Annotated in this window: 28 protein-coding genes; 20 read left to right on the forward strand and 8 right to left on the reverse strand. The window is 63.5% G+C overall.

Translation table 11 applies throughout. The features are described 5' to 3' along the window. The first annotated feature begins 24 nt into the window (after positions 1-24). Together ACYQ1P_RS09220 and ACYQ1P_RS09225 are read left to right on the forward strand one after the other, a co-directional pair. Positions 25-390 carry a hypothetical protein gene (locus tag ACYQ1P_RS09220; protein WP_460020050.1) on the forward strand — a complete coding sequence of 122 codons (366 nt, stop codon included), beginning with the start codon at positions 25-27 and terminating at the stop codon, positions 388-390. 4 nt (positions 391-394) lie between these two features. Next, positions 395-967, forward strand: coding sequence for a hypothetical protein (locus ACYQ1P_RS09225; protein ID WP_460020051.1), 573 nt, complete (start codon positions 395-397; stop codon positions 965-967). 77 nt (positions 968-1,044) lie between these two features. On the opposite strand, the gene rplT is transcribed toward ACYQ1P_RS09225, so the two are convergent. Beyond that, a complete protein-coding gene (rplT, locus tag ACYQ1P_RS09230; protein ID WP_460020052.1) occupies positions 1,045-1,398 on the reverse strand; it encodes a 50S ribosomal protein L20 in 354 nt (117 codons plus the stop codon). Positions 1,399-1,412: 14 nt separating this feature from the next. Then, positions 1,413-1,613 (reverse strand): 50S ribosomal protein L35, encoded by a 201-nt coding sequence (rpmI, locus tag ACYQ1P_RS09235; RefSeq protein ID WP_460020053.1) that lies wholly within the window; start codon positions 1,611-1,613, stop codon positions 1,413-1,415. A 384-nt stretch (positions 1,614-1,997) separates the two neighbouring features. Between rpmI and urtA the strand changes: the two genes are divergently transcribed. The 12 genes from urtA to ureG all read left to right on the forward strand — a co-directional run bounded on the left by urtA (position 1,998) and on the right by ureG (position 12,690). After that, on the forward strand, positions 1,998-3,287 hold the full coding sequence (urtA, locus tag ACYQ1P_RS09240) for an urea ABC transporter substrate-binding protein (protein ID WP_460020054.1): 1,290 nt from the start codon (positions 1,998-2,000) through the stop codon (positions 3,285-3,287). Between the two features lie 93 nt (positions 3,288-3,380). Beyond that, complete coding sequence (urtB, locus tag ACYQ1P_RS09245) at positions 3,381-4,997, forward strand: urea ABC transporter permease subunit UrtB (RefSeq protein ID WP_460020055.1); 1,617 nt, start codon at positions 3,381-3,383, stop codon at positions 4,995-4,997. Positions 4,998-5,000: 3 nt separating this feature from the next. Beyond that, on the forward strand, positions 5,001-6,149 hold the full coding sequence (urtC, locus tag ACYQ1P_RS09250) for an urea ABC transporter permease subunit UrtC (protein ID WP_460020056.1): 1,149 nt from the start codon (positions 5,001-5,003) through the stop codon (positions 6,147-6,149). Next, positions 6,146-6,907, forward strand: coding sequence for an urea ABC transporter ATP-binding protein UrtD (gene urtD / locus ACYQ1P_RS09255; RefSeq protein WP_460020057.1), 762 nt, complete (start codon positions 6,146-6,148; stop codon positions 6,905-6,907). The genes urtC and urtD overlap by 4 nt, the downstream gene beginning before the upstream one ends. Before the next feature lie 3 nt (positions 6,908-6,910). After that, positions 6,911-7,606, forward strand: a complete 696-nt coding sequence (gene urtE / locus ACYQ1P_RS09260; RefSeq protein ID WP_460020058.1) for an urea ABC transporter ATP-binding subunit UrtE — start codon at positions 6,911-6,913, stop codon at positions 7,604-7,606. Further along, on the forward strand, positions 7,581-8,450 hold the full coding sequence (locus tag ACYQ1P_RS09265) for an urease accessory protein UreD (protein ID WP_460020059.1): 870 nt from the start codon (positions 7,581-7,583) through the stop codon (positions 8,448-8,450). Before urtE ends, ACYQ1P_RS09265 begins: the two co-directional genes overlap by 26 nt. A gap of 12 nt (positions 8,451-8,462) precedes the next feature. Further along, on the forward strand, positions 8,463-8,765 hold the full coding sequence (locus ACYQ1P_RS09270) for an urease subunit gamma (RefSeq protein WP_460020060.1): 303 nt from the start codon (positions 8,463-8,465) through the stop codon (positions 8,763-8,765). A 125-nt stretch (positions 8,766-8,890) separates the two neighbouring features. Next, complete coding sequence (locus ACYQ1P_RS09275; protein ID WP_460020061.1) at positions 8,891-9,202, forward strand: urease subunit beta; 312 nt, start codon at positions 8,891-8,893, stop codon at positions 9,200-9,202. 3 nt (positions 9,203-9,205) lie between these two features. After that, positions 9,206-10,915 (forward strand): urease subunit alpha, encoded by a 1,710-nt coding sequence (gene ureC, locus ACYQ1P_RS09280; protein ID WP_460020062.1) that lies wholly within the window; start codon positions 9,206-9,208, stop codon positions 10,913-10,915. Next, the gene (locus tag ACYQ1P_RS09285) at positions 10,912-11,370 is read left to right on the forward strand and encodes an urease accessory protein UreE (RefSeq protein WP_460020063.1); all 459 of its coding nucleotides are present in this window, start codon (positions 10,912-10,914) and stop codon (positions 11,368-11,370) included. The genes ureC and ACYQ1P_RS09285 overlap by 4 nt, the downstream gene beginning before the upstream one ends. After that, entirely contained in the window at positions 11,360-12,052 is a 693-nt protein-coding gene (locus ACYQ1P_RS09290; RefSeq protein ID WP_460020064.1) for an urease accessory protein UreF, read from the forward strand. Before ACYQ1P_RS09285 ends, ACYQ1P_RS09290 begins: the two co-directional genes overlap by 11 nt. After that, on the forward strand, positions 12,049-12,690 hold the full coding sequence (ureG, locus tag ACYQ1P_RS09295; RefSeq protein WP_460020065.1) for an urease accessory protein UreG: 642 nt from the start codon (positions 12,049-12,051) through the stop codon (positions 12,688-12,690). The genes ACYQ1P_RS09290 and ureG overlap by 4 nt, the downstream gene beginning before the upstream one ends. Here the strand turns inward: ureG and ACYQ1P_RS09300 are convergent. Next, on the reverse strand, positions 12,626-13,405 hold the full coding sequence (locus tag ACYQ1P_RS09300) for a class I SAM-dependent methyltransferase (RefSeq protein ID WP_460020066.1): 780 nt from the start codon (positions 13,403-13,405) through the stop codon (positions 12,626-12,628). The genes ureG and ACYQ1P_RS09300 overlap by 65 nt on opposite strands. A 34-nt stretch (positions 13,406-13,439) precedes the next feature. Beyond that, positions 13,440-13,907 carry a hypothetical protein gene (locus tag ACYQ1P_RS09305; protein ID WP_460020067.1) on the reverse strand — a complete coding sequence of 156 codons (468 nt, stop codon included), beginning with the start codon at positions 13,905-13,907 and terminating at the stop codon, positions 13,440-13,442. 152 nt (positions 13,908-14,059) lie between these two features. Between ACYQ1P_RS09305 and ACYQ1P_RS09310 the strand changes: the two genes are divergently transcribed. Both ACYQ1P_RS09310 and ACYQ1P_RS09315 read left to right on the forward strand, forming a co-directional pair. Continuing rightward, a complete protein-coding gene (locus ACYQ1P_RS09310) occupies positions 14,060-14,686 on the forward strand; it encodes a Rieske 2Fe-2S domain-containing protein (protein WP_460020068.1) in 627 nt (208 codons plus the stop codon). Between the two features lie 143 nt (positions 14,687-14,829). After that, on the forward strand, positions 14,830-14,985 hold the full coding sequence (locus ACYQ1P_RS09315) for a hypothetical protein (protein WP_460020069.1): 156 nt from the start codon (positions 14,830-14,832) through the stop codon (positions 14,983-14,985). On the opposite strand, the gene ACYQ1P_RS09320 is transcribed toward ACYQ1P_RS09315, so the two are convergent. Genes ACYQ1P_RS09320 through ACYQ1P_RS09335 form a run of 4 tightly spaced genes read right to left on the reverse strand, consistent with a single transcriptional unit; the run spans position 14,986 to position 17,731 of the window. Beyond that, entirely contained in the window at positions 14,986-16,266 is a 1,281-nt protein-coding gene (locus tag ACYQ1P_RS09320) for a CCA tRNA nucleotidyltransferase (RefSeq protein ID WP_460020070.1), read from the reverse strand. 2 nt (positions 16,267-16,268) lie between these two features. After that, complete coding sequence (locus ACYQ1P_RS09325) at positions 16,269-16,556, reverse strand: hypothetical protein (RefSeq protein WP_460020071.1); 288 nt, start codon at positions 16,554-16,556, stop codon at positions 16,269-16,271. Beyond that, positions 16,553-17,179, reverse strand: a complete 627-nt coding sequence (locus ACYQ1P_RS09330; protein ID WP_460020072.1) for an NUDIX hydrolase — start codon at positions 17,177-17,179, stop codon at positions 16,553-16,555. The genes ACYQ1P_RS09325 and ACYQ1P_RS09330 overlap by 4 nt, the downstream gene beginning before the upstream one ends. 9 nt (positions 17,180-17,188) lie before the next feature. Next, positions 17,189-17,731, reverse strand: coding sequence for a DUF1285 domain-containing protein (locus tag ACYQ1P_RS09335; protein WP_460020073.1), 543 nt, complete (start codon positions 17,729-17,731; stop codon positions 17,189-17,191). 92 nt (positions 17,732-17,823) lie between these two features. On the opposite strand from ACYQ1P_RS09335, the gene ACYQ1P_RS09340 reads away from it, so the two are divergent. The 4 genes from ACYQ1P_RS09340 to ACYQ1P_RS09355 are packed head-to-tail and all read left to right on the forward strand — an operon-like array spanning position 17,824 to position 24,377. Further along, complete coding sequence (locus ACYQ1P_RS09340; RefSeq protein ID WP_460020074.1) at positions 17,824-18,828, forward strand: AAA family ATPase; 1,005 nt, start codon at positions 17,824-17,826, stop codon at positions 18,826-18,828. Beyond that, complete coding sequence (locus ACYQ1P_RS09345) at positions 18,825-19,706, forward strand: DUF58 domain-containing protein (protein ID WP_460020075.1); 882 nt, start codon at positions 18,825-18,827, stop codon at positions 19,704-19,706. Before ACYQ1P_RS09340 ends, ACYQ1P_RS09345 begins: the two co-directional genes overlap by 4 nt. Then, complete coding sequence (locus ACYQ1P_RS09350) at positions 19,700-22,348, forward strand: DUF4159 domain-containing protein (RefSeq protein ID WP_460020076.1); 2,649 nt, start codon at positions 19,700-19,702, stop codon at positions 22,346-22,348. The genes ACYQ1P_RS09345 and ACYQ1P_RS09350 overlap by 7 nt, the downstream gene beginning before the upstream one ends. Then, positions 22,338-24,377, forward strand: coding sequence for a hypothetical protein (locus tag ACYQ1P_RS09355; protein WP_460020077.1), 2,040 nt, complete (start codon positions 22,338-22,340; stop codon positions 24,375-24,377). The genes ACYQ1P_RS09350 and ACYQ1P_RS09355 overlap by 11 nt, the downstream gene beginning before the upstream one ends. The last annotated feature ends 11 nt before the right edge of the window (positions 24,378-24,388 follow it).

The raw sequence follows: 24,388 nt of genomic DNA on the forward strand, positions 1-24,388 counted from the left end.
GTAATTTACAAGGATGGCCTGCCAATGGATGCCCCTGTCGATGATCTTGCTCCCGCCCAGGACTCCCGTTTTTCCGCCGCTCCACGGGTGGATCCCGGCGGGCACCCCTGCGCGCCGCTGAATACCCGTCGAGAGCCGCTTTCCCCTCACAACCGCCCGCCGCGCAAGCTGCCGCAAGCCCGACCGACGCCGAAGCGCAGCATGCGCCGGGTCGGCAAGGAGGCGGTGAAGGCGGGCATGGCGGCCAGTCTGGCGGTGACCATGCTGACCGGTTTGAAGATCATCCGACCGATGAAATGGCATGGTCCCGCGAGTTGGCTTTTCGTGGGTCTCACCCTGGCCCATACTCTGGTCTATGAAATTCCCAACAAGCGGGCGTCAAAAAGGTAGGCTGATGATCTATTTGCTGCCCATTGCCTTTGCCCTCGGCTGGGGGGTTGGGGCCATTACCGGCAAAGGCGGAGCGGGAATTGGCGCATCGGCGCTCGGTAAGCGCAAGCCCGGCAAGTCGATGATTCACTTTGCCCGGGAGATTTGGGAGCCGGAAGAGGACGTCATTCTGGCGACCGAGGAGATCCCCTTGGACAACAGTCATGGGGCCTCCATGCTGGTCACCGAACTGTATTTTACCCGCAGCGCCAGCGTCCGGATCGAGGTGGAGCGGGACAGGGGCAGCCTGTCCGAACTGAGCGCCGAGATGTTCACGCTGCTGAAAAACCAGACCGAGTACTATCTGAAACGGACTCTCAGCCTGAATCTGGAGGCGGTCGTCGAACGCAAGGTCCATCTGAAGCTGACCGCGCCCCCCCATGGGATCAGTCACTATCGGATTGTCTGGAAGCAAACCGGAATGCGGGGATTCTACGAGGTCGAGGTCGGCGACCGCTTCTATCAGGTGCCGTTTCTGGTGGCGCAGGGGTTGAGCCTGTCCGTGGATACCCTGCCGACCCTGCCGACGGCAGCATAGGGATTGATCTGTGCCGCCAAGACAAAACGCCCCTCCCGGCGAGGGAAGGGCGTTCCGCAATAGGCTATGGCGTGGGCTTACAGCGCCGCGCGGGCCTGTTCAACCAGACCACCGAAGGATTCCGGCTCATGCACGGCCAAATCGGCCAGCACTTTGCGGTCCAATTCGATCCCGGCCTTGTTGAGGCCGTTCATAAACTGCGAATAGGTCAGGCCGTGCAGACGGGCACCGGCATTGATGCGCTGAATCCACAAGGCGCGGAAGCTGCGCTTCTTGGCCCGCCGGTCGCGGTAGGCGTACTGGAGGCCCTTTTCGACCTTTTCCAGCGCGATGCGATAGGCGGAGTTGTTGCGGCCCTGATAGCCCTTGGCGAGCTTGAGGACTTTCTTATGACGAGCGTGGGCAGTCTTGCCCCGGGAAACACGTGCCATGGATCAATCCTCCGTCAGCGGCTGTAGGGCATGAAGCTTTTGACCATGCGGGCATCCACGTCATTGAGGATCATGGAGCCACGGGCCTTGCGTTTCATGCTGATGGGGCGCTTGGAGGTATTGTGCTGCTTGCACGCCGGATTGCCACGCACCTTGCCCGACGCGGTCAGGCTGAAGCGCTTTTTGGCACTGGATTTGGTCTTCATCTTGGGCATTTGGATATCCTCTCGACAAAAGGTTTTCTCTTACATGACGGCTGGGCATGCCCCTGCCGGACCGTCGATTAGGAGCGGGGTTATAACCGAGTGACAGGGGGAATGCAACTGTTTGGACTCGTCCCTCCCGAGGAGGACCGGTGGCGGCCCCGCTGCATATTTGATGTGCATAATAATTCCGCTTGGGGGATGGGCAATGCCTAAATATTAATCAAACTGGGGAGGAGTCACCCTGGACCTGAGCTGCTCAATATCGAAAAAACCATATAGTATATTGTTATAGGCTCATAATTTTTGAGTTCTCACATTTTATGACAACTGGCACGGCCTTTGCTCTTGAGGGGGTGGTTCACAAACAACCCCTGAGTGGAGGGATATCCAAATATGAATAAGACACTTCGTACCCTGGTCGGAGCCGGTGCTGTTGCCGCGACGACTTTTGCGGCCGGTCTGGCCCAAGCCGCCGATACCATCAAGGTCGGCGTTCTGCACTCCCTGTCGGGCACCATGGCGATCAGTGAGACGACGCTGAAGGACACGGTCCTGATGATGGTCGACGAGCAGAACAAGAAAGGCGGATTGCTGGGCAAGAAGCTCGAAGCGGTGGTCGTCGATCCGGCCTCCAACTGGCCGCTGTTTGCCGAAAAGGCCCGCGAACTGATTGAAAAGGACAAGGTTGACGTGGTGTTCGGCTGCTGGACCTCGGTGTCCCGCAAGTCCGTGCTGCCGGTGTTCGAGGAACTGAACTCCATGCTGTTCTATCCGGTGCAGTATGAGGGCGAGGAAAGCTCCCGCAACGTCTTCTATACCGGTGCGGCGCCGAACCAGCAGGCCATCCCGGCGGTGGACTACCTGCTCAGCGAGGATGGCGGCTCGGCCAAGCGGATCGTGTTGCTGGGCACCGATTATGTGTATCCCCGCACCACCAACAAGATCCTGCGCTCCTATCTTCACTCCAAGGGCATCATGGATGAAGACATCATGGAAAACTACACGCCGTTCGGTCATTCCGATTGGCAGACCATTGTTGCCGACGTGAAGAAGTTCGCTTCCGCCGGTAAGAAGACCGCCGTGGTCTCGACCATCAACGGCGACGCCAACGTGCCGTTCTACAAGGAACTGGGCAACCAGGGCATCAAGGCCGAGGACATCCCGGTGGTCGCCTTCTCTGTGGGTGAGGAAGAACTGGCCGGTCTCGACACGGCCCCGCTGGTGGGTCATCTGGCCGCCTGGAACTACTTCATGAGCGTCGATGCGCCTGAGAACAGCGAATTCATCAAGGCTTGGCACGGGTTCATCAAGAACGACAAGCGGGTCACCAACGATCCGATGGAAGCCACCTACATCGGCTTCAAGATGTGGACCCAGGCCGTCGAGCAGGCCGGGACCACCGACGTGGACGCCGTGCGCCAGGCCATGTACGGCCAGAAGGTCAAGAACCTGACCGGCGGCATGGCGGTGATGAACACCAACCATCACCTGTCCAAGCCGGTGCTGATCGGCGAAATCCAGGACAATGGCCAGTTCGATATCGTTTGGAAGACCGATGGTGAAGTGGTCGGCGATGCCTGGTCCGATTTCCTGCCGGAAAGCGCCAAGCTGACCGCCGACTGGACCTACCCCTGGGTCTGCGGCAACTGCGAGAAGCCGAAGTTCGGCATGCCCGCAATGTAATCTCGTCGTGATCAACCGGAGGCCGGTCATCGGGTCGGCCTCCGGTCTCTCTCCAATTTTTCAATTCACCATCGTTAGACGGACAGGCGGGTCATGTTCAATTTGATGCGGGTCATCCCTTTTGCGCTGATGGTACTGATCGGGTTCAGTGGCACCCTGGCGCAAGCCGATACCCTCGAAGACGGCATCGCCGCACTGGGTGCCGACAGCTATACGGCCAAGATCGCCGCCGTGCAGGCCCTGGGGGCCGCCGGAGATGATCGTGCGGCACCGGTTCTGCAGGCTTTGAGCGAGGGCAATCTCTATCTGCGCAAGGCGGACGGCAAGGTCGTCATCACCGAAAAACGCAACAATATATATGTGCTTACAGACCCGATTTCCGGGACCGAAATCGCCCAGGTCAAAAAGGATGAAATCAGCAAGATCGGCGTCAACAACCGCCTGCGTGGCGTAATCAGCCGGGTCATGGGGGCCTTGAACCTGTTTTCCAAAGACCCGGCGCGGCGCGGCGAGGCCGCCGACGCGGTTTTCGAATCCCGTTCCGCCGACAACATCGACCTGCTGACCAAGGCCCTGGAACGCGAAACCGAGGCCACGGTACGCGGCCGCATGGAACGCTCCCTGGCCGCCGTCACCCTGACCGCGTCCAAAGACACCGCCGCCCGGGAGCAGGCTCTGGTGGTGCTGGCCGACTATCCCGATCCGGACGTTCGGTCTCTGATGACCCGTATTGCCGCCCAGAGTGACGACCCGGTGGCCGCCGCCGCCGCCCAGGCATTGAAGAAGGTGGAAGACAGCCTCGCCTTCTGGCACGCCATCGGGGCTATTTTTCAAGGGGTGAGTCTGGGCTCGGTGCTGCTGCTGGCCGCCGTCGGACTGGCCATTACCTTCGGGGTGATGGGGGTCATCAATATGGCCCATGGCGAATTGGTGATGCTCGGGGCCTACACCACTTTCATGGTGCAGGAAGCCTTCCGTGCCTACGCGCCGGGGGCCTTCGACTATTCCCTGTTCGTCGCCATTCCCGCCGCTTTCCTGGTCGCCGGGGCGTTCGGTGTCGCCATCGAGCGCAGCGTCATCCGGTTTCTGTATGGACGACCGTTGGAAACCCTGCTCGCGACCTGGGGTATCTCGCTCATTCTGCAACAACTGGTGCGGACTTTTTTCGGCCCGACCAACCGCGATGTGGGCACGCCGTCGTGGATGTCGGGGGCCTTCGAGAGCGCCTCGGGGTTGGTGCTGACCTACAACCGCATCACCATCATCGTCTTCTCTTTGTTGGTACTGCTGGCCATCGCCCTGGTGCTGCGCAAGACCGCCTTTGGACTACAGATGCGTGCCGTGACCCAGAACCGCCGCATGGCCAGTTCCATGGGTATCCGCACCGGCTGGGTGGATGCCATGACTTTCGGCCTGGGGGCCGGGATCGCCGGGGTGGCGGGTGTGGCGCTCAGTCAGATTGATAACGTGTCCCCCAACCTGGGTCAGACCTACATCATCGACAGCTTCATGGTGGTGGTATTCGGCGGCGTCGGCAATTTGTGGGGTACCCTGGTCGGGGCCTTCTCGTTGGGTATCGCCAACAAGTTCCTGGAACCCTATGCGGGGGCGGTGCTGGCCAAGATCTTCGTGTTGATCGCCATCATCCTGTTCATTCAGAAACGCCCGCGCGGACTGTTCGCGCTCAAGGGCCGTGCGGTGGAGGCCTGAGACATGATCAAGCATCCGTCCCCCTTCGCGATCATCACCACCGGCACCGGCGGCAAGATCCTGCTGCTCACCATGATCGGTGCGGCGGTGCTGGTGCCGCTGCTCAATCAGATGGTTCCGGCGAGCAGCTTTTTTCATGTGCCGACCTATATGGTCAGCCTGCTGGGCAAGTATCTGGCTTTTGCCCTGCTGGCTCTGAGCGTTGATTTGATCTGGGGCTATGCGGGGATTCTCAGTCTCGGCCATGGGGCGTTTTTTGCCCTCGGCGGCTATGCCATGGGGATGCACCTGATGCGCCAGATCGGCGACCGGGGAGTCTACGGCAACCCGGAACTGCCCGACTTCATGGTCTTCCTCAATTGGAAGGAACTGCCCTGGACTTGGTACGGCTTCGATTCCTTTCCCTTCGCCATGCTGATGGTGTTGCTGGTGCCGGGCACCCTGGCCTTGGTGTTCGGTTGGTTCGCCTTCCGCAGCCGGGTGACCGGGGTCTATCTGTCGATCATCACCCAGGCCATGACCTTTGCCCTGCTGCTGGCCTTTTTCCGCAATGACATGGGCTTCGGCGGCAACAACGGCCTGACCGATTTCAAGGACATCCTGGGGTTCGATATCCAGGCCGATGGCACCCGGTTGACCCTGTTTTCGCTCACCGCGCTGGCGGTGGCCGGAGGTTATGCCCTGTGCCGGTTGATCGTCGCCTCACGGTTGGGGCGGGTGCTGATCGGCATCCGTGACGCCGAGAGCCGCTCGCGGTTCCTCGGTTACCGGGTGGAATACTACAAGCTGTTCGTTTTCGTCGTCTCGGCCATGCTGGCCGGGGTGGCGGGGGCGCTCTATGTGCCGCAGGTGGGGATCATCAACCCGTCGGAATTCGCCCCGGCGGCCTCCATTGAGATCATCATCTGGGTGGCTGTGGGCGGTCGCGGCTCGCTGCACGGGGCGGTGCTCGGGGCCATTCTGGTCAACTTCGCCAAGAGCTATTTCACCGGTGCGTTGCCAGAAGCTTGGCTTTATGCCCTGGGGCTGCTGTTCGTCCTGACCACCATTTTCCTGCCCAAGGGGATCGTCGGCACCCTGCCCAGCTTCGGCGACGGGCAGAGCCTGTTTTCCAAATGGCGGGCCAAACGCACCGTGGGAGAAACATCATGAGTTCCGCCTCTCCCCTCAAACATGACACGATCCTGTATCTGGATGGCGTGTCGGTGAGCTTCGATGGCTTCAAGGCGCTCAATGAACTGAGCTTCTACGTGGAGGCCGGGGAACTGCGCGCCATCATCGGCCCCAACGGCGCGGGCAAGACCACCATGATGGACGTGGTCACCGGCAAGACCCGGCCCGATTCCGGCGATGTGCAATTCAATGGCGGCATTGACCTGACCAAGCTCGACGAGGCCCATATCGCCAACTTAGGAATTGGACGTAAATTCCAGAAGCCGACCGTGTTCGAGACCCAATCGGTGTTCGAAAATCTGGAACTGGCCCTGAGGGGTCAACGCGGTGTGTTCCAGTCCCTGTTCTTTAAGCTCAATCGGGAGCAGTCCGACCATATCGAGGACATCATGGAGACCATCCGGCTGCACAACTTCCGCCATAAACTGGCCGGGGATCTGTCGCACGGGCAGAAGCAATGGCTGGAGATCGGCATGCTGCTGATGCAGGAGCCGGAACTGCTGCTGGTGGACGAACCGGCGGCCGGTATGACCGATGCGGAAACCCTGGAAACCGCCGAATTGCTCAAGACCATCGCCGGGGATCATTCGGTGGTGGTGGTGGAGCACGACATGGAGTTTGTCCGGGCTCTGGATTGCAAGGTGACCGTGCTCTGCGAAGGTTCGGTGTTGGCCGAGGGGACCCTGGACGCCATGCAGGCCGACGAGCGGGTCATTGAAAGTTATTTGGGGCGCTGACCAATGTTGCATGCTGAAAACATCGATCTGTTCTATGGTGCCTCGCAGGCCCTGAAGTCGGTCAATCTGGACGCAGTATTGGGGCAGGTGACTTGTGTCATGGGCCGCAACGGAGTCGGCAAGACCAGCCTGATGCGCGCCGTGGTCGGGCAGCAAGCCATCCAATCCGGTTCCATCACCTGGGACGGCGAGGAGATCACCCACATGGCCCCCTACGACCGGGCCAGAAAGGGCATCGCCTTCGTGCCCCAGGGCCGCGAAATCTTTCCACTGCTGACGGTGGAGGAGAACCTGCAAACCGGCTATGCGCCGCTGCCGCGCCCCCTGCGCCATATCCAAGACGAGATCTTCGAGCTGTTTCCGGTGCTCAAGGACATGCTGGGGCGGCGCGGCGGCGATTTGTCCGGCGGTCAGCAACAGCAACTGGCCATTGCCCGCGCCCTGGTCACCCGGCCCCGGCTGCTGGTTTTGGACGAGCCCACCGAAGGTATTCAGCCAAGCATTATCAAGGATATCGAGCGGGTCATCCGTTTGCTCGGACAAAGGGGTGACATGGCCATCGTTCTGGTGGAACAATACTTCGAATTCGCCCGCGACTTGGCCAACACGTTTATTGTCATGGACCGGGGCGAAGTGGTCATGCAGGGCACCCGCGCGCAACTGGTCGAAGAAGATGTCCGTCGCTATCTCACGGTCTGAGCAAGTCGAACCGGCCAAGGTCACCACATCGGGACAGGGCCGGGTTTCCTTTGTCGCCGATGCCGGGGGTATCACCCGACTGAAAGACCTTTATCAGAGCGATCCCATCCGGATTGTTTTCCCGACTCCGCCGCGCGGCGAGATTCCGTCTGCCGTGTTCGTCACCACCTCCGGCGGGCTGGTCGGCGGCGACCGGCTGGACCTGTCGGCCTCGGTGGGGGCGGGAGCGGCGGCGCTGGTCACCGTGCAGGCGGCGGAAAAGATATATCGCTCGGCCGGGCCAGCGTGTCGCATCGACGTGGCCCTGGACTGCGGGGCCGGGGCCTGGATGGAATGGCTGCCCCAGGAAACCATCCTGTTCGAGGGCGCAAAGCTGCGCCGTCGCACCCTGGCCCAGGTGGCTGCTGGCGGAAAGCTGCTGGCCGGGGAAATGCTGGTGCTCGGGCGTGGGGCCATGGGTGAAAGAATCACTCGGGGTTTGGTGCGCGACGATTGGGAGATTCGGCGCGACGGGCGGCTGATCTGGGCCGATGCGCTGTGCCTCGATGAGAACCTGGAATCGCTCATCGCCCATCCGGCGGGATTGGGCGGCGCAACGGCTCTGGGCACCCTGGTTTATGTGGCCGATGATGCCGCAAACTGGTTAAATGACGCCCGCGATTTGTTCGACGGTTTGGATCGGGATGTCAAAGCCGGGGTGACGGTGGTCAATGGGGTGCTGCTGGTGCGCTTGATGGCTGCCGACCCCTATCCGTTGCGGGCGGCCTATGGCAATTTCTGGGCCTCCTTTCGCCAATTAACTGGGGGACACGATGCCCAACTGCCGCGCTTGTGGCATATTTAGGAGGGAGATTTTATGAACCTGTCACCGAGGGAAAAGGATAAGCTGCTGGTGGCCATGGCCGCCGAAGTGGCGCGCAGGCGGCTGGCCCGGGGGGTCAAGCTGAACTATCCCGAAGCCATGGCGCTGATTTCCGACTTCGTGGTCGAGGGGGCGCGGGACGGACGTTCGGTGGCCGACCTGATGAGCGCCGGGGCGACCGTCCTGAGCCGCGATCAGGTGATGTCGGGCATCCCCGAGATGATCCACGAGATTCAGGTGGAAGCCACCTTCCCCGACGGGACCAAATTGGTCACCGTGCATCAACCGATCCGTTAAAAAGGGCCTCATGCTTCGACAAGCTCATGCTTCGACAAGCTCATGCTTCGACAAGCTCAGCATGAGGTTCTATTCAATTCCTCATCCTGAGCTTGTCGAAGGATGATTGTGCAAGGAGACCGAATATGATCCCCGGAGAACTGTTCCCCGCCCCCGGTGCCATCGTCCTCAACGAGGGCTGCGCGACCAGGACCCTCAAGGTGGCCAACACCGGCGACCGCCCGGTACAGGTGGGCTCGCATTATCATTTCCACGAGACCAACGACGCGCTGGATTTTGATCGAGAAGCGGCACGCGGTTTCCGGCTGGATATTCCGGCGGGGACGGCGGTGCGCTTCGAGCCCGGCCAGTCGCGCGAGGTCACTCTGGTGGCCTATCGCGGCGACCGCATCGTCAAGGGGTTCAACGCCCGCGTTCACGGCAAGCTGGAGGGCTGACCCATGGCATATTCCATAGACCGCGCCGCCTATGCGGGGATGTTCGGCCCAACCACCGGCGATCGGGTGCGCCTCGCCGATACGGACCTGATCATTGAGGTGGAAGAAGACCGCACCACCTATGGCGAGGAAGTGAAATTCGGCGGCGGCAAGGTCATCCGCGACGGCATGGGCCAGTCCCAGGCCACCCGCGCCGGGGGGGCGGTGGATACGGTCATCACCAATGCGCTGATCGTCGATCACTGGGGCATCATCAAGGCCGATATCGGGATCAAGGATGGCAGGATTGCCGCCATCGGCAAGGCGGGCAATCCGGACATTCAGCCCAATGTGGATATCATCGTCGGCCCGGGCACCGAGGCTATCGCCGGGGAAGGCCGCATCGTCACCGCCGGGGGCATTGATTCGCACATCCATTGGATCTGCCCGCAGCAGATCGACGACGCGCTGTATTCCGGCATCACCACCATGCTCGGCGGCGGCACCGGCCCGGCGGAAGGCACCAATGCCACCACCTGCACCCCCGGTCCCTGGCATCTGGAGCGCATGTTGCAGGCCGCCGAAGCCTTCCCCATGAATTTGGCCTTTTTCGGCAAGGGCAATGCCTCGGAGGCCGCCCCGCTGATGGAGCAGGTCGCCGCCGGAGCCTGTGGCCTCAAGCTGCACGAGGACTGGGGCACCACGCCCAGCGCCATTGATACCTGTTTGGGTGTGGCCGAGGAGACCGATATCCAGGTCGCCATCCATACGGACACCCTGAACGAATCAGGCTTTGTGGAAAACACCATCGCCGCCTTCAAGGGCCGCACCATCCATGCCTTCCACACCGAAGGCGCGGGCGGCGGCCATGCGCCGGACATTATCAAGGTCTGCGGTGAACAGAACGTGCTGCCCTCAAGCACCAATCCGACGCGCCCGTTCACGGTCAATACCATCGACGAGCATCTGGATATGCTGATGGTTTGCCATCACCTGGATTCCAAGATCCCGGAAGATGTGGCCTTCGCCGAAAGCCGCATTCGGCGCGAGACCATCGCGGCGGAGGATATCCTGCACGATCTGGGGGCCTTCTCCATCATCGCCTCGGACAGCCAGGCCATGGGCCGGGTCGGTGAGGTGATCATCCGCACATGGCAGACCGCCGACAAGATGAAGAAGCAGTTCGGCGCTTTGGACGGCGAGACCGGCAACAATGACAATCTGCGGGTCCGCCGTTATGTGGCCAAATACACCATCAACCCGGCGCTGACCCACGGCATTGCCAACCATGTGGGCTCCATCGAGGTGGGCAAGCTGGCCGATCTGGTGCTGTGGAAACCGATGTTCTTCGGGGTCAAGCCGGACATTGTGCTGAAATGCGGTACCATCGCGGCGGCGGCCATGGGCGATCCCAACGCCTCCATCCCGACCCCGCAGCCGGTCCATTACCGACCCATGTTCGGGGCCTTCGGGCGCTCCCTGACCGCCAGTTCGGTGACGTTCGTCTCCCAGGCGGCGCTGAATCTGGGGATTGGGGCCAAGTATGGGCTGGGCAAGACTCTGTTGCCTGTATCCGGCTGCCGCACGGTGAAAAAACGGGACATGATCCTTAACAACTATACCCCGACCATGGAAGTCGATCCGGAAACCTACGAAGTACGGGCCGACGGGCGGCTGCTGGTCTGCGAACCGGCGGTGGAACTGGCTTTGGCGCAAAGGTATTTCCTCTATTGAGCCTGCGCCGCGTCATTGCCGTATTACCCAGGGGCTCCTGGAGCGGAACGCCGGTCGGGACGGTCACCCTGGCCTATGCCGACCGCCACAAGCGACGCCTGCGCATGACCGATGACGGCGGCGCGGCCTTTCTGCTCGACTTGCCCCATGCGGTGCTGCTGGCCGGGGGGGACGGGCTGGAACTGGAAGACGGCGGTTATCTGGAGGTCAGGGCGGCGGTGGAATCGGTGGTCGATATTCGATGCCTTGATGCCGTGCACGGGGCGCGGGTCGCCTGGCATATCGGCAACCGCCACACGGCGGTGCAGGTATTGCCCGATGGCCGCCTGCGCATCATCGACGATCATGTGATGGTGCATATGGTCGAGGGGCTGGGGGCGACGGTGACCCCTACCCGCGCCCCCTTCGAACCGGAGGGCGGAGCCTATGCGCCGGGCGGCGGTCATGCTCACTGATCAGGGTTTGAGTCGGCTGATGACCTGGCTGTCGCCCAGTTTCCCGGTCGGGGCCTATGCTTTTTCCCATGGCCTGGAACAGGCGGTGGACATCGGTGCCATCAAGGACCTATCCAGCCTGACCCGCTGGGGCGGGGGCATCCTGAGCTTCGGGGCCGGACGGCTGGACGCCGCCCTGTTCCGCGCCGCCCATGACGCGACAGATTGTGGGGACATGATGGTATTATCCCGTGTGGTGGAGCGGGCTGATGCCCTGCGCGGCACGGCGGAAATGGCCCTGGAAAGTCGGGCGCAGGGGTTGGCTTTTTTAAGCTGCCTGGAACAGGTCTGGCCGCATCCATTTTTGAGCACCTGGCGCTTGGAATTAAAGGGACAGGGTATTGATCCTGCCTATGCGGTGGCGGTCGGTGTGGCGGCGGCATTGGCCGAGGTGCCGCAGCGTCCGGCGCTGGTGGCGTTTCTCCATGCCTTTGCCGCCAATCTGGTCTCGGCGGTGGTGCGGCTGGTGCCCCTGGGGCAGACCGATGGTCAGCGCGCCATGGCCGCCCTGGAGCCGATCATTATTGCGGCGGCCTCTGCCGCTCTGGCCCGCGAGGCCGACGATTTCGGCACAGCGGCACTCACTGTTGATTTCTTGTCGATGCAACATGAAACCCAATACACGAGGTTATTTCGATCATGAGCAATCCCCTGCGCGTGGGAATCGGTGGGCCGGTGGGCTCGGGCAAGACGGCATTGCTGGAGCAGCTCTGCAAGCGGCTGCGCGATCGCTACGGCATCGCTGCCATCACCAATGACATTTATACCCGCGAGGACGCGGAATTCCTGACCCGCGCCGGAGCCCTGGCCCCGGAACGCATTGCCGGGGTGGAAACCGGCGGCTGTCCCCATACGGCGATTCGCGAGGATGCCTCGATGAATCTGGCGGCGGTGGCCGACATGACTGCCCGCTTCCCGGATCTGGAGGTGATTTTTGTCGAAAGCGGCGGCGACAATCTCTCGGCCACCTTTTCGCCGGAACTGGTCGATCTGACCCTTTATGTGATCGACGTTTCGGCGGGCGACAAAATTCCGCGCAAGGGCGGCCCGGGCATCACCCGTTCGGATTTATTGGTCATCAACAAGACCGACCTGGCCCCATTGGTCGGGGCCGATCTGGGGGTGATGGAGCGGGATTCGAAAAAAATGCGCGGCGACCGCCCGTTCGTTTTCGCCCAGGTCAAAAAGGGCCAAGGGGTAGACGAGATTATCGACTTCATCGTGGAAGCGGGTGGTCTGGAACGGCGACCCGCTTTCTTGCCACATAATATCCATAGCTGAAAAACGCCGAAAAGCGTTCATAGAGCGAAATCTCAATTTCCTCCGCCTGCACAAGGGCTCGCGCCGACTCCGAGTGGTTGTTGCGCGAAAGAAAATCGGCGAAACGGGCTTGCATCGGACGATAATAATTGTCCAGCCAGCAATGTTCGGAAAGTGGAAAGTAGCCAAGGGGCGTATAGCCATTTTTTTCCAGGACGGCCATTTTGGCCGATGCCGTGGCGACCTCGGGGTATTCGCGCATCCAATGTTGCGTCAGTTCGGAGGGCCGCTCATCTGTCAGCCAGGACAGTTCGGAGACGGCCAGGATGCCCCCCGGTTTCAAAAAGGGCCGCCAAGCCTTGACCCCGTTTTCGAATCCCATGTTGTAAATCGCACCTTCGGACCAAATCGCATCAAGGGATTGGGCTTCGAAGGGCAACGCCTCCATGGAGGCGGCCCGTGTTTTTATGGTCTCTCCCAGGCCCTGCCGTTGCGCTGCGACGTCAAGCCGCTGCAAAAATTCCGGCAGAAAATCGACGGCGGTGATTCGGGCATCCAGTTCCTGCGCGAGAACGAGCGTCGCGGCACCCGTCCCGCAGCCGATGTCGGCAATATGGAGGCCCGGCGAATCGCGCAAACCGGAAAGTGCGACGGACAGGCGAGTCTCGTCGTCCCCACCGGGACCCTGGCGTTTGCCGTCCAGATGCAAATCAATGAGAAGTTCGAGACCCTCCATCCGCAGACTCCGCTCCGTCCACGCCACGGGTCATCTAGTCTTCCAGGTCGATCCATTCCTGGAGCTTTTCCAGGAAATCGCGGGTCGGCGGCCATGTGCCCTTGAGGGCCAGGCCGAGTCGGCGGTCCAAACGCTTGTAGCCCATGAATTCCATGATGTCGGCTTGATTCTGGCCGCGTGTGGCGATCAGGAACTTGATGCGGGCGATGCTGCGCTTGTTGAGGAAGCCGCCGAGGCCGACTAACTGGTCCTTGCGCTCGCGATCCATGGAGGATTCCTTGACCCAGGCCAGGAATTCCTCCTGCTCATCGGTCGAGGCTTTGAGCCATTCGCGGCGCAGAATGTCCATCGGCGACATCTGTTTGATGAGGCCGGCTTGAATGCAGGCGGCCCGGACGCTGTTGATCTGTCCAGACACCACCCGGGCATGCAGACTGGGATGTTCGGAAGACAACCGACCAAGCCAATAATTGCTGCCACGTTGACTGATTCGTTCTTTCATGGCGGGCACCATGGCAGGAAACGATTGCTGCAACAACCCCCCATGGCATGAAGTTATCCCCCGGGTGTGGGTAACCTCGATGACTAGGCATTTTGATGTGACGGTATTACACTCCGAGCCTTCAGAGAGTCGATCCAACAGGAGCCAAAAAAATGAGTGATGCCCTGAATTATCTGATCGCTGCCCGACCGGAGGCGATGACCCACTACTTCGAATTTCTCAAAGGAGCGGGGACCCACCTCGACACCAAGACCCGGGATCTGATCTCGGTCATTACCAAGGTGGATGTGCAGACCGAGCCCGGTCTGAAGCAATATCTGTCGCGGGCGCTGCGCAACGGCTGCACCCCCAACGAAATCATCGACGCCCTGTTGATGGCCTTCCCGACCCTGGGGCTGGCCAAGATCGTCTGGGCCACCGACATCATCCTCGGCATGAAGATTTCAGATTTCGCCACCGAGGCGCTGAATGCCGAGCCGGGTTGGCACGATCTGGGGGCGTTGGCCGACTTCCCGCAGAACGAGGCGACCTATGTGAGCAAGGACTATCGGCATGTGTTCGTCTACCGCAAGGGCGATGTCTTGAAGGTCTATAACAGCACCTGCCCGCATCAGGTCACCGACATTCCGGAACTGGCCATCGCCGGGCAACACCTGACCTGCCCCAAGCACCAGTGGAAGTTCGATCTGGAAACCGGGGCCTGCGTGGAGAAGGGCAAGCATCCGCTGACCTCCTACGAGGCCAAGGTCGAAGGCGACCGGGTGTTGGCCTACTGGTAGCCGAAAGGGGTTCCGTCCCGACGCCGCACCGGCTCCATATTTTTGGGGCCGGTGTTTTTATTCATAATTATTCCGCTATCAAAATGACCGAGCCTTCCCCATATTTATATGAGGCAATGCAACGAAGACACTGAGGACTCCTGATGAGGCATTTCATGTACATCATTCATCGAAGCCCCGAGGGCAAGGAATGGTGCGTATCGGTGAACGGGGTGCTGGTCAGCCGCCTCGGCAGCAAGTCGGAAGCCAGGAGAATGGTCGAGAGTCTCCGGGTGCGCAATGCCGAGTCCCGCAGCTAATCATAGATCGGACGGCGGCCATAATTCGCCGAGCCGGATCAGGCAGGCCGCCCTGTCCGGCTGCATGTCTTCGCCGATCCACCAGTTTTCCACCGCCCTGAGCAGGGGGCCAATTGCGTCGCCGTGGGGCACCCCGGCCGCCAGGGCGTCGCGCCCGCGCAGGGGAAAGGTCACCGGTTCCCAGGCGGCACAGGCGCGCAGGTGAGACATCCAGATTTCGTTATCCTCTAGGCCCCGTTGTGGGGTGCGGGCGGCTTCGTCGGCCCAGGCCAGCAGCAACCGGTCACGGGTCCGTTCCGTGCCTTCCGCATAGAGGGCGCGGCGCAATTCTTGTGGTGTCATGTCCGGTCGCGGCGCGCGGCGGGGCGCGGCCAGATCGGCCAACCGGTCCCGTTGAGGGTTGGACAGATGCAGCCGATGGGCCATTTCCCGTACCCCATCCGGGTCCGTTTGCAACAGGGCGGCCAGACGGCGCACCGGATCGGCCTCGATCCCGTCCAGTCGCCAGGTGTTGGCCTCCAGCCAGGACAATTGGCGCAGGCGTTCGGTGTCTCCGGTCGCCGCCTCGGGCAGGATCGGAGCCAGCGCCCCCTGATCCCGCATCAGGTCGATGACGCTCGCCGGGTCGGGGGCCAGCAGAATATTGAACAACTCGTTGCGAATGCGCTCGCCCGACAATTCCGGCAGGCGCGGCGCAAAGGTCCGGCAGGCGGCCAGGGCCTCCGCATCCGGCGGCGGGCGACCATAATGGGCGTGAAACCGGAAAAACCGCAGCACCCGCAACAGATCTTCGTGGCACCGTTGATGCGCATCGCCGACAAAGCGCACCCGACCCTGTCCCAGGTCCTCCAGGCCGCCAAAGGGATCGTGAATGTCGCCTTCGGGGGTGCAGAACAGGGCGTTGATGGTGAAATCCCGTCGCGCCGCATCGGCGGTCCAGTCATCGGTGAAGGCCACCGTGGCTCGCCGTCCGTCGGTTTCCACATCCACGCGCAAGGTGGTGATCTCGAAATGGGTCTTGTGAATCACCGCTGTCACCGTGCCATGGGCCAGGCCGGTGGGGATGACCAGAATACCCGCCGCTTCGAGCCGCCTTACCACCTCGGCGGGGGCCAAATGGGTGGCGATGTCGATATCCTTAACCGTGCGATTCAACAGCGCATCACGGACACAGCCACCGACGAAGCGGGCCTCGTCGCCGGTATACAGCAGGGCCTCGAGCAGGGTTCGGGTTTCCGGTGCCGTCATCCAGGGCTGCGGGGGAATCCGCGACCCAGTCATGACTACTGCCCCGGCGTAGGTGGAATGATCCGACCAGGCACCACGCGGCCATCTTCCCAGCGTGGGGATTCGAATGTGCCTTGCACATCGCCGCTGCCGAGAACGGCCATCATGCCCAGACCGGCCATGGTGAGCAGAAAGCCGACCACCAGCAGCCAGAACCAGGGGCCACGGGCAATGGTGACCAACAGGCCGTGCTCCCCGGCCTTGCGCGAGACAATCACCCAGACCACGTAGACCATGAGTGGTCCGAGCAGCGGCAACAGATACTGCAGGAGGAGGCGGATCATGGATTCAGAAACTCATAGAGGCTCATCAGGATTCCGGCGGTGGCACCCCAGATGAAGCGATCGCCATAGGGCATGGCATGGAAATGCCGCTCGCGCCCCTGGAAGGTCCGGCTGTGTCGCTGATGGTTGGCCGGATCAAGCAGAAAACTCAGGGGCACTTCGAAGGCCTCGGCGACCTCGAACGGATCAAGCCGCAATTGGAACGGCGGCGAGACCAGACCGACCACCGGGGTGACGCGGAAACCGGTACGGGTCTCGTAGTCGTCGAGCATGCCGATCACCGAGATGTGACAGCGGTTCAGACCGACTTCTTCTTCCGTTTCGCGTAGCGCGGCGTTAATCGCGCCCTGCCCGGACGGGAGGGAATCGCCGTCCTCGATACGACCGCCGGGAAAACTGATCTGGCCTGGATGATGTTCCAGATGATCGGTGCGCAGGGTGAGCAGGACGGTCAGCCCTCCGGGCCGTTCCACCAGCGGCACCAGAACCGCCGCCGGACGCAACTCGGGACGGGGCCGCATGTCGGGATTGAGGTCCCGATCCCCCCGGGGCGGCGGCAGATGGTTGTCAACGGACAGCCGGTCACCCTGGCCAAATTTCTCGATGATCGCTTGCCGGTTCACGTTGCGCCGTCATTCCTTCAAGGCCCCCAGGGGAAAAAAGGTGCCCATGCTCCAGATGCCGTACTGGGACTCCCCATCGAGTCGTTCTTCGATTCCCAGATCCACCAAATCATAATACACCGCGCGGGACAATCTTGCATCCAGCCCGGGACGGACCCGCACATAGGGGAGGATCTGGTCGGTCTCGGGGTCGTGGGCGATCCGCAGGGGATGCTCCGGGCCGAGGGTGATCAAGTCGTCCACATTGGTGCGCAGGCTGACCACCTGATCACGGCCAGACTGACAGGTGTACATCTCGACGGCGAGGAAGGGGACGTCCTCGACGGTAATGCGTCCCGCCTCGGCCGGGGTGATCAACCAGTAGTCACCCTTTTCATCGCGATGTAAAACCGAGGCAAAAAGACAAACCAACTCTTTCCGTGCGATTGGCGAGCCATGATAATACCAGATACCGTCGCGGGCGATCCGGATATCCAATTCGCCGCACGGGGCCGGGCCGGACTCCGATGAGGAAGCGGTGACGGCGTCGCGGGCGGAACGAAGTGGCTTCATATATTCCGGTCCTTCCGGGATGATGGCGACTGAGGAAATCGGTCGGGACGTGGTCGACCAGTAACCACGAAATTAATATCGGCAGGGTTCATATGGGTATTACCGAAGCGGACGCCAAGACCAACCAGACGGTAAAACAGGCGGAAGCCCTGGCCGAGCGCCTGCATCAGGTGCGCGACGCCCTGGGACAGGTGATTTTCGGCCAGGAACAAGTCATCGAGGATGCCCTGGTGACTTTGTTGTCCGGCGGCCATGCGCTGCTGGTCGGGGTGCCCGGTCTGGGCAAAACCCGGCTGGTGGAAAGCTTGGGGGCGGTGCTGGGGCTGGAGGAACGCCGGGTGCAGTTCACCCCCGATTTGATGCCCGCCGACATCCTGGGCTCGGAAGTGCTGGAGGAGCCGGAACCGGGGCGCCGCGCCTTTCGATTCCTGCCCGGACCGGTGTTCAGCCAGTTGCTGATGGCCGACGAGATCAACCGGGCCAGCCCGCGCACCCAGTCGGCGCTGTTGCAGGCGATGCAGGAAAGCCGGGTCTCGGTGGCCGGGCATTATCATGATCTGCCGCGCCCGTTCCATGTGCTGGCGACCCAGAATCCTTTGGAGCAGGAGGGCACCTATCCGTTGCCCGAAGCACAGCTCGACCGCTTTTTGATGCAGATCGACGTGACCTATCCGGAAATCGAGGCCGAGCGGCGGGTGCTCACCGTCACCACCAGTTCCGGGCAGGCCCGGGTGGCAAAGGTGCTTTCGTCGAGCGATCTGCTGGCCGCCCAGGATCTGGTGCGGGCGATGCCGGTGGGCGAAAGCGTGGTGCAAGCGATCCTCGACCTGATTCGGGCCGGGCGTCCCGGCGAAACCGCCTCGGCGGAGGTCAACCGTCATGTGGCCTGGGGGCCGGGACCGCGCGCCGGTCAGGCGTTGATGCTCGGGGTGCGGGCGCGGGCCTTGCTGGATGGCCGACTGGCCCCCTCGGCGGACGACGTGACGGCCCTGGCGCGGCCCATTCTGCGCCATCGCATGGCGTTGAATTTCGCCGCCCGGGCCGATGGGATTTCCCTGGAAACGATCATCGACCGGCTGTGTCGGGAGATTGCATGATCGACCCGCTGCCGCCCGCCGTCCATCGTCAGGCCGCCCATCTGGGCGAGGGTCTGCCACCGCTGCTGGTGGCGGCAACCCGCATCGCCGAGGGGATTCGCATGGGGCTGCACGGACGGCGACGGCAGGGGCCGGGAGAGGCCTTCTGGCAGTTCCGGCCTTTCCGGGCGGGGGATTCGCCACGCGGCATAGATTGGCGGCGTTCGGCCCGTTCCGATGAGCTGTTCATCCGCGAAAAGGAATGGCAGGTGGCGCAGACGGTGGCCCTGTGGTGCGACGGCTCGCCCTCGATGGACTATCGCTCGGCGCGCAGCCTGCCCAGCAAACGGGAACGGGCGGCGGTGCTCTGTCTGGCCCTGGCCCTGCTGCTGGCTCGCGGCGGCGAACGGGTGGGGTTGCTGGGCACGGAGACGACTCCCGGCGGCAGCCGCGAGACCCTGCACCGGATGGCCTTGGCGCTGGATGGTCCGGCACCGGCGCTCGACGATCCACGGGTGCACGGCGGCGTGCCGGCCCATGCCCGGCTGTTGTTGTTCGGCGACATGCTGGCCGATGTGGCCGACCTGACCCGCGACCTGACCGAGTTGGCGCGGCGTGGCGGGCACGGCCATCTGGTGGTGGTGCGCGATCCGGCGGAGGAGTCGCTGCCGTTCAGCGGACGGCAACGAGTCAGCGGATTGGAGCAGGAAGGCACCCTCTTACTCGGTCGCATTCAGGCACTGCGTCCGGCCTATCAACAACGGGTGGCCGATCAACGGGGGGCACTGGAAACCCTGGTACGCGATCTGGGCTGGAGGCTGACCTGGCATCACACGGACCGACCGGTGGAGCCGACCCTGTTGGCGCTCTACGAACATCTGGCGACGGTGCCGTGCTGAGCGTCGGTGCCTTGACCTTCGCCGCGCCCTGGGCCTTGGCCGCCCTGGGGCTGGTGCCCTTTTTGTTGCCGTTGTTGCGGTTGATGCCGCCTCCGGCGCGGGATCTGCGGTTTCCGGCGATCCGTTTCCTGTTCGGGTTACCCGGCAGTGAGGAAACGGCAGCCCGCACCCCCTGGTGGCTGGTGCTGTTGCGGTTGCTGCTGCTGCTGCTGATCATCATCGGCGCGGCCCGTCCGTTACTGGGGTTGTCGGCTCCCACGACGGCGGGCCCGCTGTTGGTGGTGCTCGACGACGGCTGGGCGGCGGCGCGGGACTGGCCGACCCGGCAACGCTTTCTGTCCGATCTGCTGGGCCGATTGGCCCCGGCGGGACGGTCGCTGCTGCTGCTCACCACCGCTCCCGAAACCATCGGCGGCGTGGTGCCGCCGCCGCGCCTGCTGACCCCGGCCACGGCCCGCCGGGCAGTGCAGGAGTTGCGTCCCCATCCCTGGCGCACCGACCGCAGTCAGGCCGCAGAACGGCTGCAAACCTGGTTGGCGACGAACGAGGCTCCTGCCGATCCCTTGTGGCTGAGTGACGGTTTCGGCGAGGACGACGCCGCTTCCCTGGTGGACCTGTTGGCCACCCTGGGCACCCTGACCCTGCATCGGGATGCCCCGGACCGACCGCTGCTGCGCCTGCTGCCGCCGCAACGGGAAGGCGACGCCATGCGGGTGACCGCCCGTCGCCTTTCGCCATCCGGCCCGTGGACCGGGGACGTCCGTCTGTTGGATGCGTCGGGTGCAACTTTGGACAAAATATCGCTGGCCTTCGACGATGGCGCGGACTTGGCACAGGTCCGGCTGACCCTGCCCGCCGAACTGTCGCGGCGGCTGGCGCGGCTGGAACTGTCGGGTCCCGATCGCACGGTCGGCGGGGTCGTGCTGCTCGACGATAGTTGGCGACGGCATCCGGTGGGGCTGGTCGGCTTCGATGGCGGCAGGGACAACGCCGGGGTGCTCGATCCCCTGCACTATCCGGCGCGGGCGCTGGAGCCAACCGAGGAGGTGCGGCGCGGGGATCTGGCGGCGTTGCGCGAACGGCCCCTGGCGCTGCTGGTCATGGCCGATCCGCCGCCGTTGTCCGATGCGGACCTGAAGGACCTGTATGGCTGGATGGATCGCGGCGGCACCCTGGTGCGCTTTGCCGGACCCCGTCTGGCCGACGCTCCGAGTCTGCCGCTGCCGGTAACGGTGCGCAGCGGCGACCGCTTTCTGGGCGGCAATCTGTCCTGGACCCAACCGCTGGCCCTGGCGCCGTTTCCCGAGGACAGTCCGTTCGCCGGTCTGACCATCCCCGCCGAAGTGAAGGTCCGCCGTCAGGTGCTGGCAACGCCGGAATCGGTGCTCGCGGCGCGGGTCTGGGCGCGGCTGGAGGACGGCACGCCGCTGGTCACCGCCGAAAAGCGGGAGGCCGGATGGCTGGTGCTGGTCCATATCACCGCCGATCCCGATTGGAGCGACCTGCCGCTGTCCGGCCTGTTCGTCGAGATGATGCGGCGGCTGGCCCGGTTGGGGCCGGGCACCGTCCCCGAGGTCCAGCCGGGGGAGAGCCTGCCCGCCCTGGCTCTGCTCGATGGCTTCGGAAGCCTGATCGACCCTCCCGCCGACAGGCCGTCGCTGACTATCGGGGCCGAGTCCCCGGTCGCACCGGGGCTGTATGGGCGGCCCCAGCCCCGAGCCGTGGTCAACCTGTCTTGGGATGCGCCGGGCTGGCGGGCTTTGGAGCCGCCGCAGCAGGCCCGGTGGGCAGCCTATCAGATTGCCCCGGCGCGGGATCTCAGCGGTGCGGCATGGACGGCGGCGGCGCTGCTGCTGCTGCTTGATCTGCTGTTGTCCCTGTGGGCGCGCGGGCTGGTGGTGGCCGGATTGATGGTGATTATTGTCTGTCCGGTGCAGGCTGCCGAGGTGTCCGATCTGGCCAACCGACCGCGCCTCGGCCATGTGATCACCGGCGACGCCGCCCTCGATGCCACGGCCCGGGCCGGTTTGGAGGGACTGACCTGGATGACCAAGCGGCGCACGGCGGTGGAACTGGACCCCCCGGCGGCGGTCGATGTGCGCACCGCCGACCTATCGCTGTTTCCGCTGCTCTATTGGCCGCTGGCCGACGCGCCTCGGACCCTCGACGGGGAGACGGCGCGGCGGGTCGAGGATTACATGCGGCGCGGCGGGTTGATCCTGTTCGACGGGCGCGGCCTGCTGGCCCGCGATGCCGGGGAGCGGCTGCGCCGCCTCACCGGACCCTTGCGGGTACCGCGATTGATGGCGATTCCCAAGTCCCATGTGCTGGGACGCAGTTTCTATCTGTTGTCGCGATATCCCGGGCGGCTGGATGGCCCCGCCCTGTGGGTGGAGCGGCCCGACCGGCGGACCAACGACGGGGTGGCGACGGTCATCGTCGGAGACAATGATTGGGCGGCCGCCTGGGCCATTGATGAGTTCCTGCGCCCGCTTCATGCGGTGGCCCCGGGCGGTGAACAGCAGCGCGAGATGGCTTTCCGATTCGGCATCAATCTGGTGATGGTCGCCCTGACCGGCAATTACAAGGGCGATCAGGTGCATCTGGACGCCATCCTGGAAAGGCTGTCCGATGATCGGTGATCTGGTCTTCGAGCCCCTGTTGCCCTGGGTCGGTTGGGGCGGGCTTTGTGCCCTGTCCGTTATGGCGCTGGCCTGGAGCCTGTGGCGGCGCGCCCGCGGCACGCTGTGGCGCAGCACGGTGCTGGTCTTGTTGTTGCTGGCCCTGGCCGGTCCAAGGGCGCAATGGCAGGAACGACAGCCGGAGCCGGATATCGGGTTGCTGCTGATCGACCGCTCCTCCAGCCAATCCCTGGAACAGCGTACGGCGCAGACTGATGCCGCCGTCGCCGCTCTGCGCCATGCCACCGAAAACCTGAACGACTTGGATCTCCGCGAAATCGAAGTCGGCGACGATCCCGACGGCGGCGGCACCGGGTTGGTGGCGGCCCTGCAACGGGCGATGATCGACCTGCCCCGCGAGCGCTTTGCCGGGGCCATCCTGATTTCCGACGGCCAGGACCGGGGCACTCCGTCGCCGGACGCGCTGGATCTCCCCGGGCCGGTGCATCTGTTGCTGACCGGCCATCCCCAGGCCCGCGACCGGCGAGTCGAGATTCTGACGGCCCCGACCTTCGGCATGGTGGGCAAGACGGTGCCCTTGAGCTTTCAGGTCAGCGATCCGGGGGCCGCGCGCCGCGAAGACCTGACCGTCGATCTGCGCCTGGACGGTGAGCTTTGGAAACAGATGCCGGTCCGGGTCGGCGACGCGGCGACGGTCGAGGTGCCGTTGTCCCATGCCGGGCCGACGGTGGTGGAAGTGCGGGCACCGTCGTTGCCCGAGGAGGTGTCGCTATTGAACAACCGGGCGGCGCGGGCCGTGACCGGGGTGCGTGACCGCTTGCAGGTGCTGCTGGTTTCGGGCCGCCCGCATCCTGGGGAGCGGGTATGGCGCAATCTGCTGAAATCCGACCCCGGGGTCGATCTGGTGCATTTTACCATCCTGCGACCGGCCAGCCGGGTCGATCCGACGCCGCTGCGGGAACTGGCGTTGATCAGCTTTCCGACCCAGGAACTGTTCGAGGAACGGCTCCAGGATTTCGATCTGGTGATTTTCGACCGCTATGTGGTGCGCCATCTCATGGCCCCCGAATACTACCGCAATATCGTCGATTACGTGCACCGGGGCGGGGCCTTCCTGCTCGCCGCCGGACCGGAATTCGCCGGACCGGACAGCCCGGCCCAGACCGACCTGGGGGCCTTGTTGCCCACCGGAGCGGAAGCCAGCCGGGTGCGCGAACAGACCTTTCGACCGCAAGCCACGGACAAGGGTCGGCGGCATCCGGTGACCCTGCCCTTGGTCGACGCGCCCATCGGGCAGTGGCATCAAATGATCGCCACCGACGTCCAGCGCGGCGACGTGCTGATGCAGGGGCCAGACGACCTGCCCCTGTTGATCCTGGATCGTCAGGGCGAAGGGCGGGTGGCGCTGCTGTTGAGCGATCAGGTCTGGCTGTGGGCGCGCGGCCATGATGGCGGGGGGCCGCATGGGGAACTTCTGCGTCGTTTGATCCATTGGCTGATGAAGGAGCCGGAACTGGAAGAGGAACGCCTCACCGCCCGGATGGACCAGGGAGAGTTGAAAATTCAACGCCGCAGCCTGTCCGAGGACAACCCGGCCCCGGCCCTGGTCACTGCCCCCGATGGAACGGTGCAGGAAATCCCCCTGAAACCGTCCGCGCCGGGTTTGTTTCAGGCCGCCCTCGCCGCGCCGTTGCCCGGTACCTATCAGGTGCAGTCGGACCACCTGACCGCCTTGGCCATCGGCCGCGAAACGCCGGAGTTCAGTGCCCCCCGGTCAACACCGGACAAGCTGGCCCCGCTGGTGACCGCCAGCGGCGGCGCGGTGGTGGTACTCGACCGAGACGGCATACCCGCCGTGCAACGCCGCTCCGCCGGGGGGGCTCAACAGGGCCGCAGCTGGATCGGCCTGCAACGCAACGGGGTGAGCCGGGTCACCGGGGCGCGGGATTTGCCGCTGCTGCCCGGGCTGCTGTTCGCCCTGGCGCTGGTGGGCGGACTGGGTGCCGCCTGGTGGCGCGAGGGACGCTGAAGCCCCATATA

The organism is Magnetospira thiophila (assembly GCF_054657015.1).

What these genes read in the sequence shown, in the direction of transcription:
- ACYQ1P_RS09340 (WP_460020074.1), top strand. Translation starts at nt 17,824, where the DNA reads ATGGGTATTACCGAAGCGGACGCCAAGACCAACCAGACGGTAAAACAG.
- ACYQ1P_RS09325 (WP_460020071.1), bottom strand. Translation starts at nt 16,556, where the DNA reads ATGATCCGCCTCCTCCTGCAGTATCTGTTGCCGCTGCTCGGACCACTC.
- ACYQ1P_RS09270 (WP_460020060.1), top strand. Translation starts at nt 8,463, where the DNA reads ATGAACCTGTCACCGAGGGAAAAGGATAAGCTGCTGGTGGCCATGGCC.
- ACYQ1P_RS09275 (WP_460020061.1), top strand. Translation starts at nt 8,891, where the DNA reads ATGATCCCCGGAGAACTGTTCCCCGCCCCCGGTGCCATCGTCCTCAAC.
- ACYQ1P_RS09290 (WP_460020064.1), top strand. Translation starts at nt 11,360, where the DNA reads ATGCTCACTGATCAGGGTTTGAGTCGGCTGATGACCTGGCTGTCGCCC.
- rpmI (WP_460020053.1), bottom strand. Translation starts at nt 1,613, where the DNA reads ATGCCCAAGATGAAGACCAAATCCAGTGCCAAAAAGCGCTTCAGCCTG.
- urtD (WP_460020057.1), top strand. Translation starts at nt 6,146, where the DNA reads ATGAGTTCCGCCTCTCCCCTCAAACATGACACGATCCTGTATCTGGAT.
- ACYQ1P_RS09315 (WP_460020069.1), top strand. Translation starts at nt 14,830, where the DNA reads ATGAGGCATTTCATGTACATCATTCATCGAAGCCCCGAGGGCAAGGAA.
- urtA (WP_460020054.1), top strand. Translation starts at nt 1,998, where the DNA reads ATGAATAAGACACTTCGTACCCTGGTCGGAGCCGGTGCTGTTGCCGCG.
- ACYQ1P_RS09225 (WP_460020051.1), top strand. Translation starts at nt 395, where the DNA reads ATGATCTATTTGCTGCCCATTGCCTTTGCCCTCGGCTGGGGGGTTGGG.
- rplT (WP_460020052.1), bottom strand. Translation starts at nt 1,398, where the DNA reads ATGGCACGTGTTTCCCGGGGCAAGACTGCCCACGCTCGTCATAAGAAA.
- ACYQ1P_RS09355 (WP_460020077.1), top strand. Translation starts at nt 22,338, where the DNA reads ATGATCGGTGATCTGGTCTTCGAGCCCCTGTTGCCCTGGGTCGGTTGG.
- ACYQ1P_RS09265 (WP_460020059.1), top strand. Translation starts at nt 7,581, where the DNA reads ATGTCCGTCGCTATCTCACGGTCTGAGCAAGTCGAACCGGCCAAGGTC.
- ACYQ1P_RS09320 (WP_460020070.1), bottom strand. Translation starts at nt 16,266, where the DNA reads ATGACTGGGTCGCGGATTCCCCCGCAGCCCTGGATGACGGCACCGGAA.
- urtE (WP_460020058.1), top strand. Translation starts at nt 6,911, where the DNA reads ATGTTGCATGCTGAAAACATCGATCTGTTCTATGGTGCCTCGCAGGCC.
- ACYQ1P_RS09310 (WP_460020068.1), top strand. Translation starts at nt 14,060, where the DNA reads ATGAGTGATGCCCTGAATTATCTGATCGCTGCCCGACCGGAGGCGATG.
- ureC (WP_460020062.1), top strand. Translation starts at nt 9,206, where the DNA reads ATGGCATATTCCATAGACCGCGCCGCCTATGCGGGGATGTTCGGCCCA.
- ACYQ1P_RS09335 (WP_460020073.1), bottom strand. Translation starts at nt 17,731, where the DNA reads ATGAAGCCACTTCGTTCCGCCCGCGACGCCGTCACCGCTTCCTCATCG.
- ACYQ1P_RS09345 (WP_460020075.1), top strand. Translation starts at nt 18,825, where the DNA reads ATGATCGACCCGCTGCCGCCCGCCGTCCATCGTCAGGCCGCCCATCTG.
- urtC (WP_460020056.1), top strand. Translation starts at nt 5,001, where the DNA reads ATGATCAAGCATCCGTCCCCCTTCGCGATCATCACCACCGGCACCGGC.
- ACYQ1P_RS09300 (WP_460020066.1), bottom strand. Translation starts at nt 13,405, where the DNA reads ATGGAGGGTCTCGAACTTCTCATTGATTTGCATCTGGACGGCAAACGC.
- urtB (WP_460020055.1), top strand. Translation starts at nt 3,381, where the DNA reads ATGTTCAATTTGATGCGGGTCATCCCTTTTGCGCTGATGGTACTGATC.
- ACYQ1P_RS09305 (WP_460020067.1), bottom strand. Translation starts at nt 13,907, where the DNA reads ATGAAAGAACGAATCAGTCAACGTGGCAGCAATTATTGGCTTGGTCGG.
- ACYQ1P_RS09220 (WP_460020050.1), top strand. Translation starts at nt 25, where the DNA reads ATGGATGCCCCTGTCGATGATCTTGCTCCCGCCCAGGACTCCCGTTTT.
- ureG (WP_460020065.1), top strand. Translation starts at nt 12,049, where the DNA reads ATGAGCAATCCCCTGCGCGTGGGAATCGGTGGGCCGGTGGGCTCGGGC.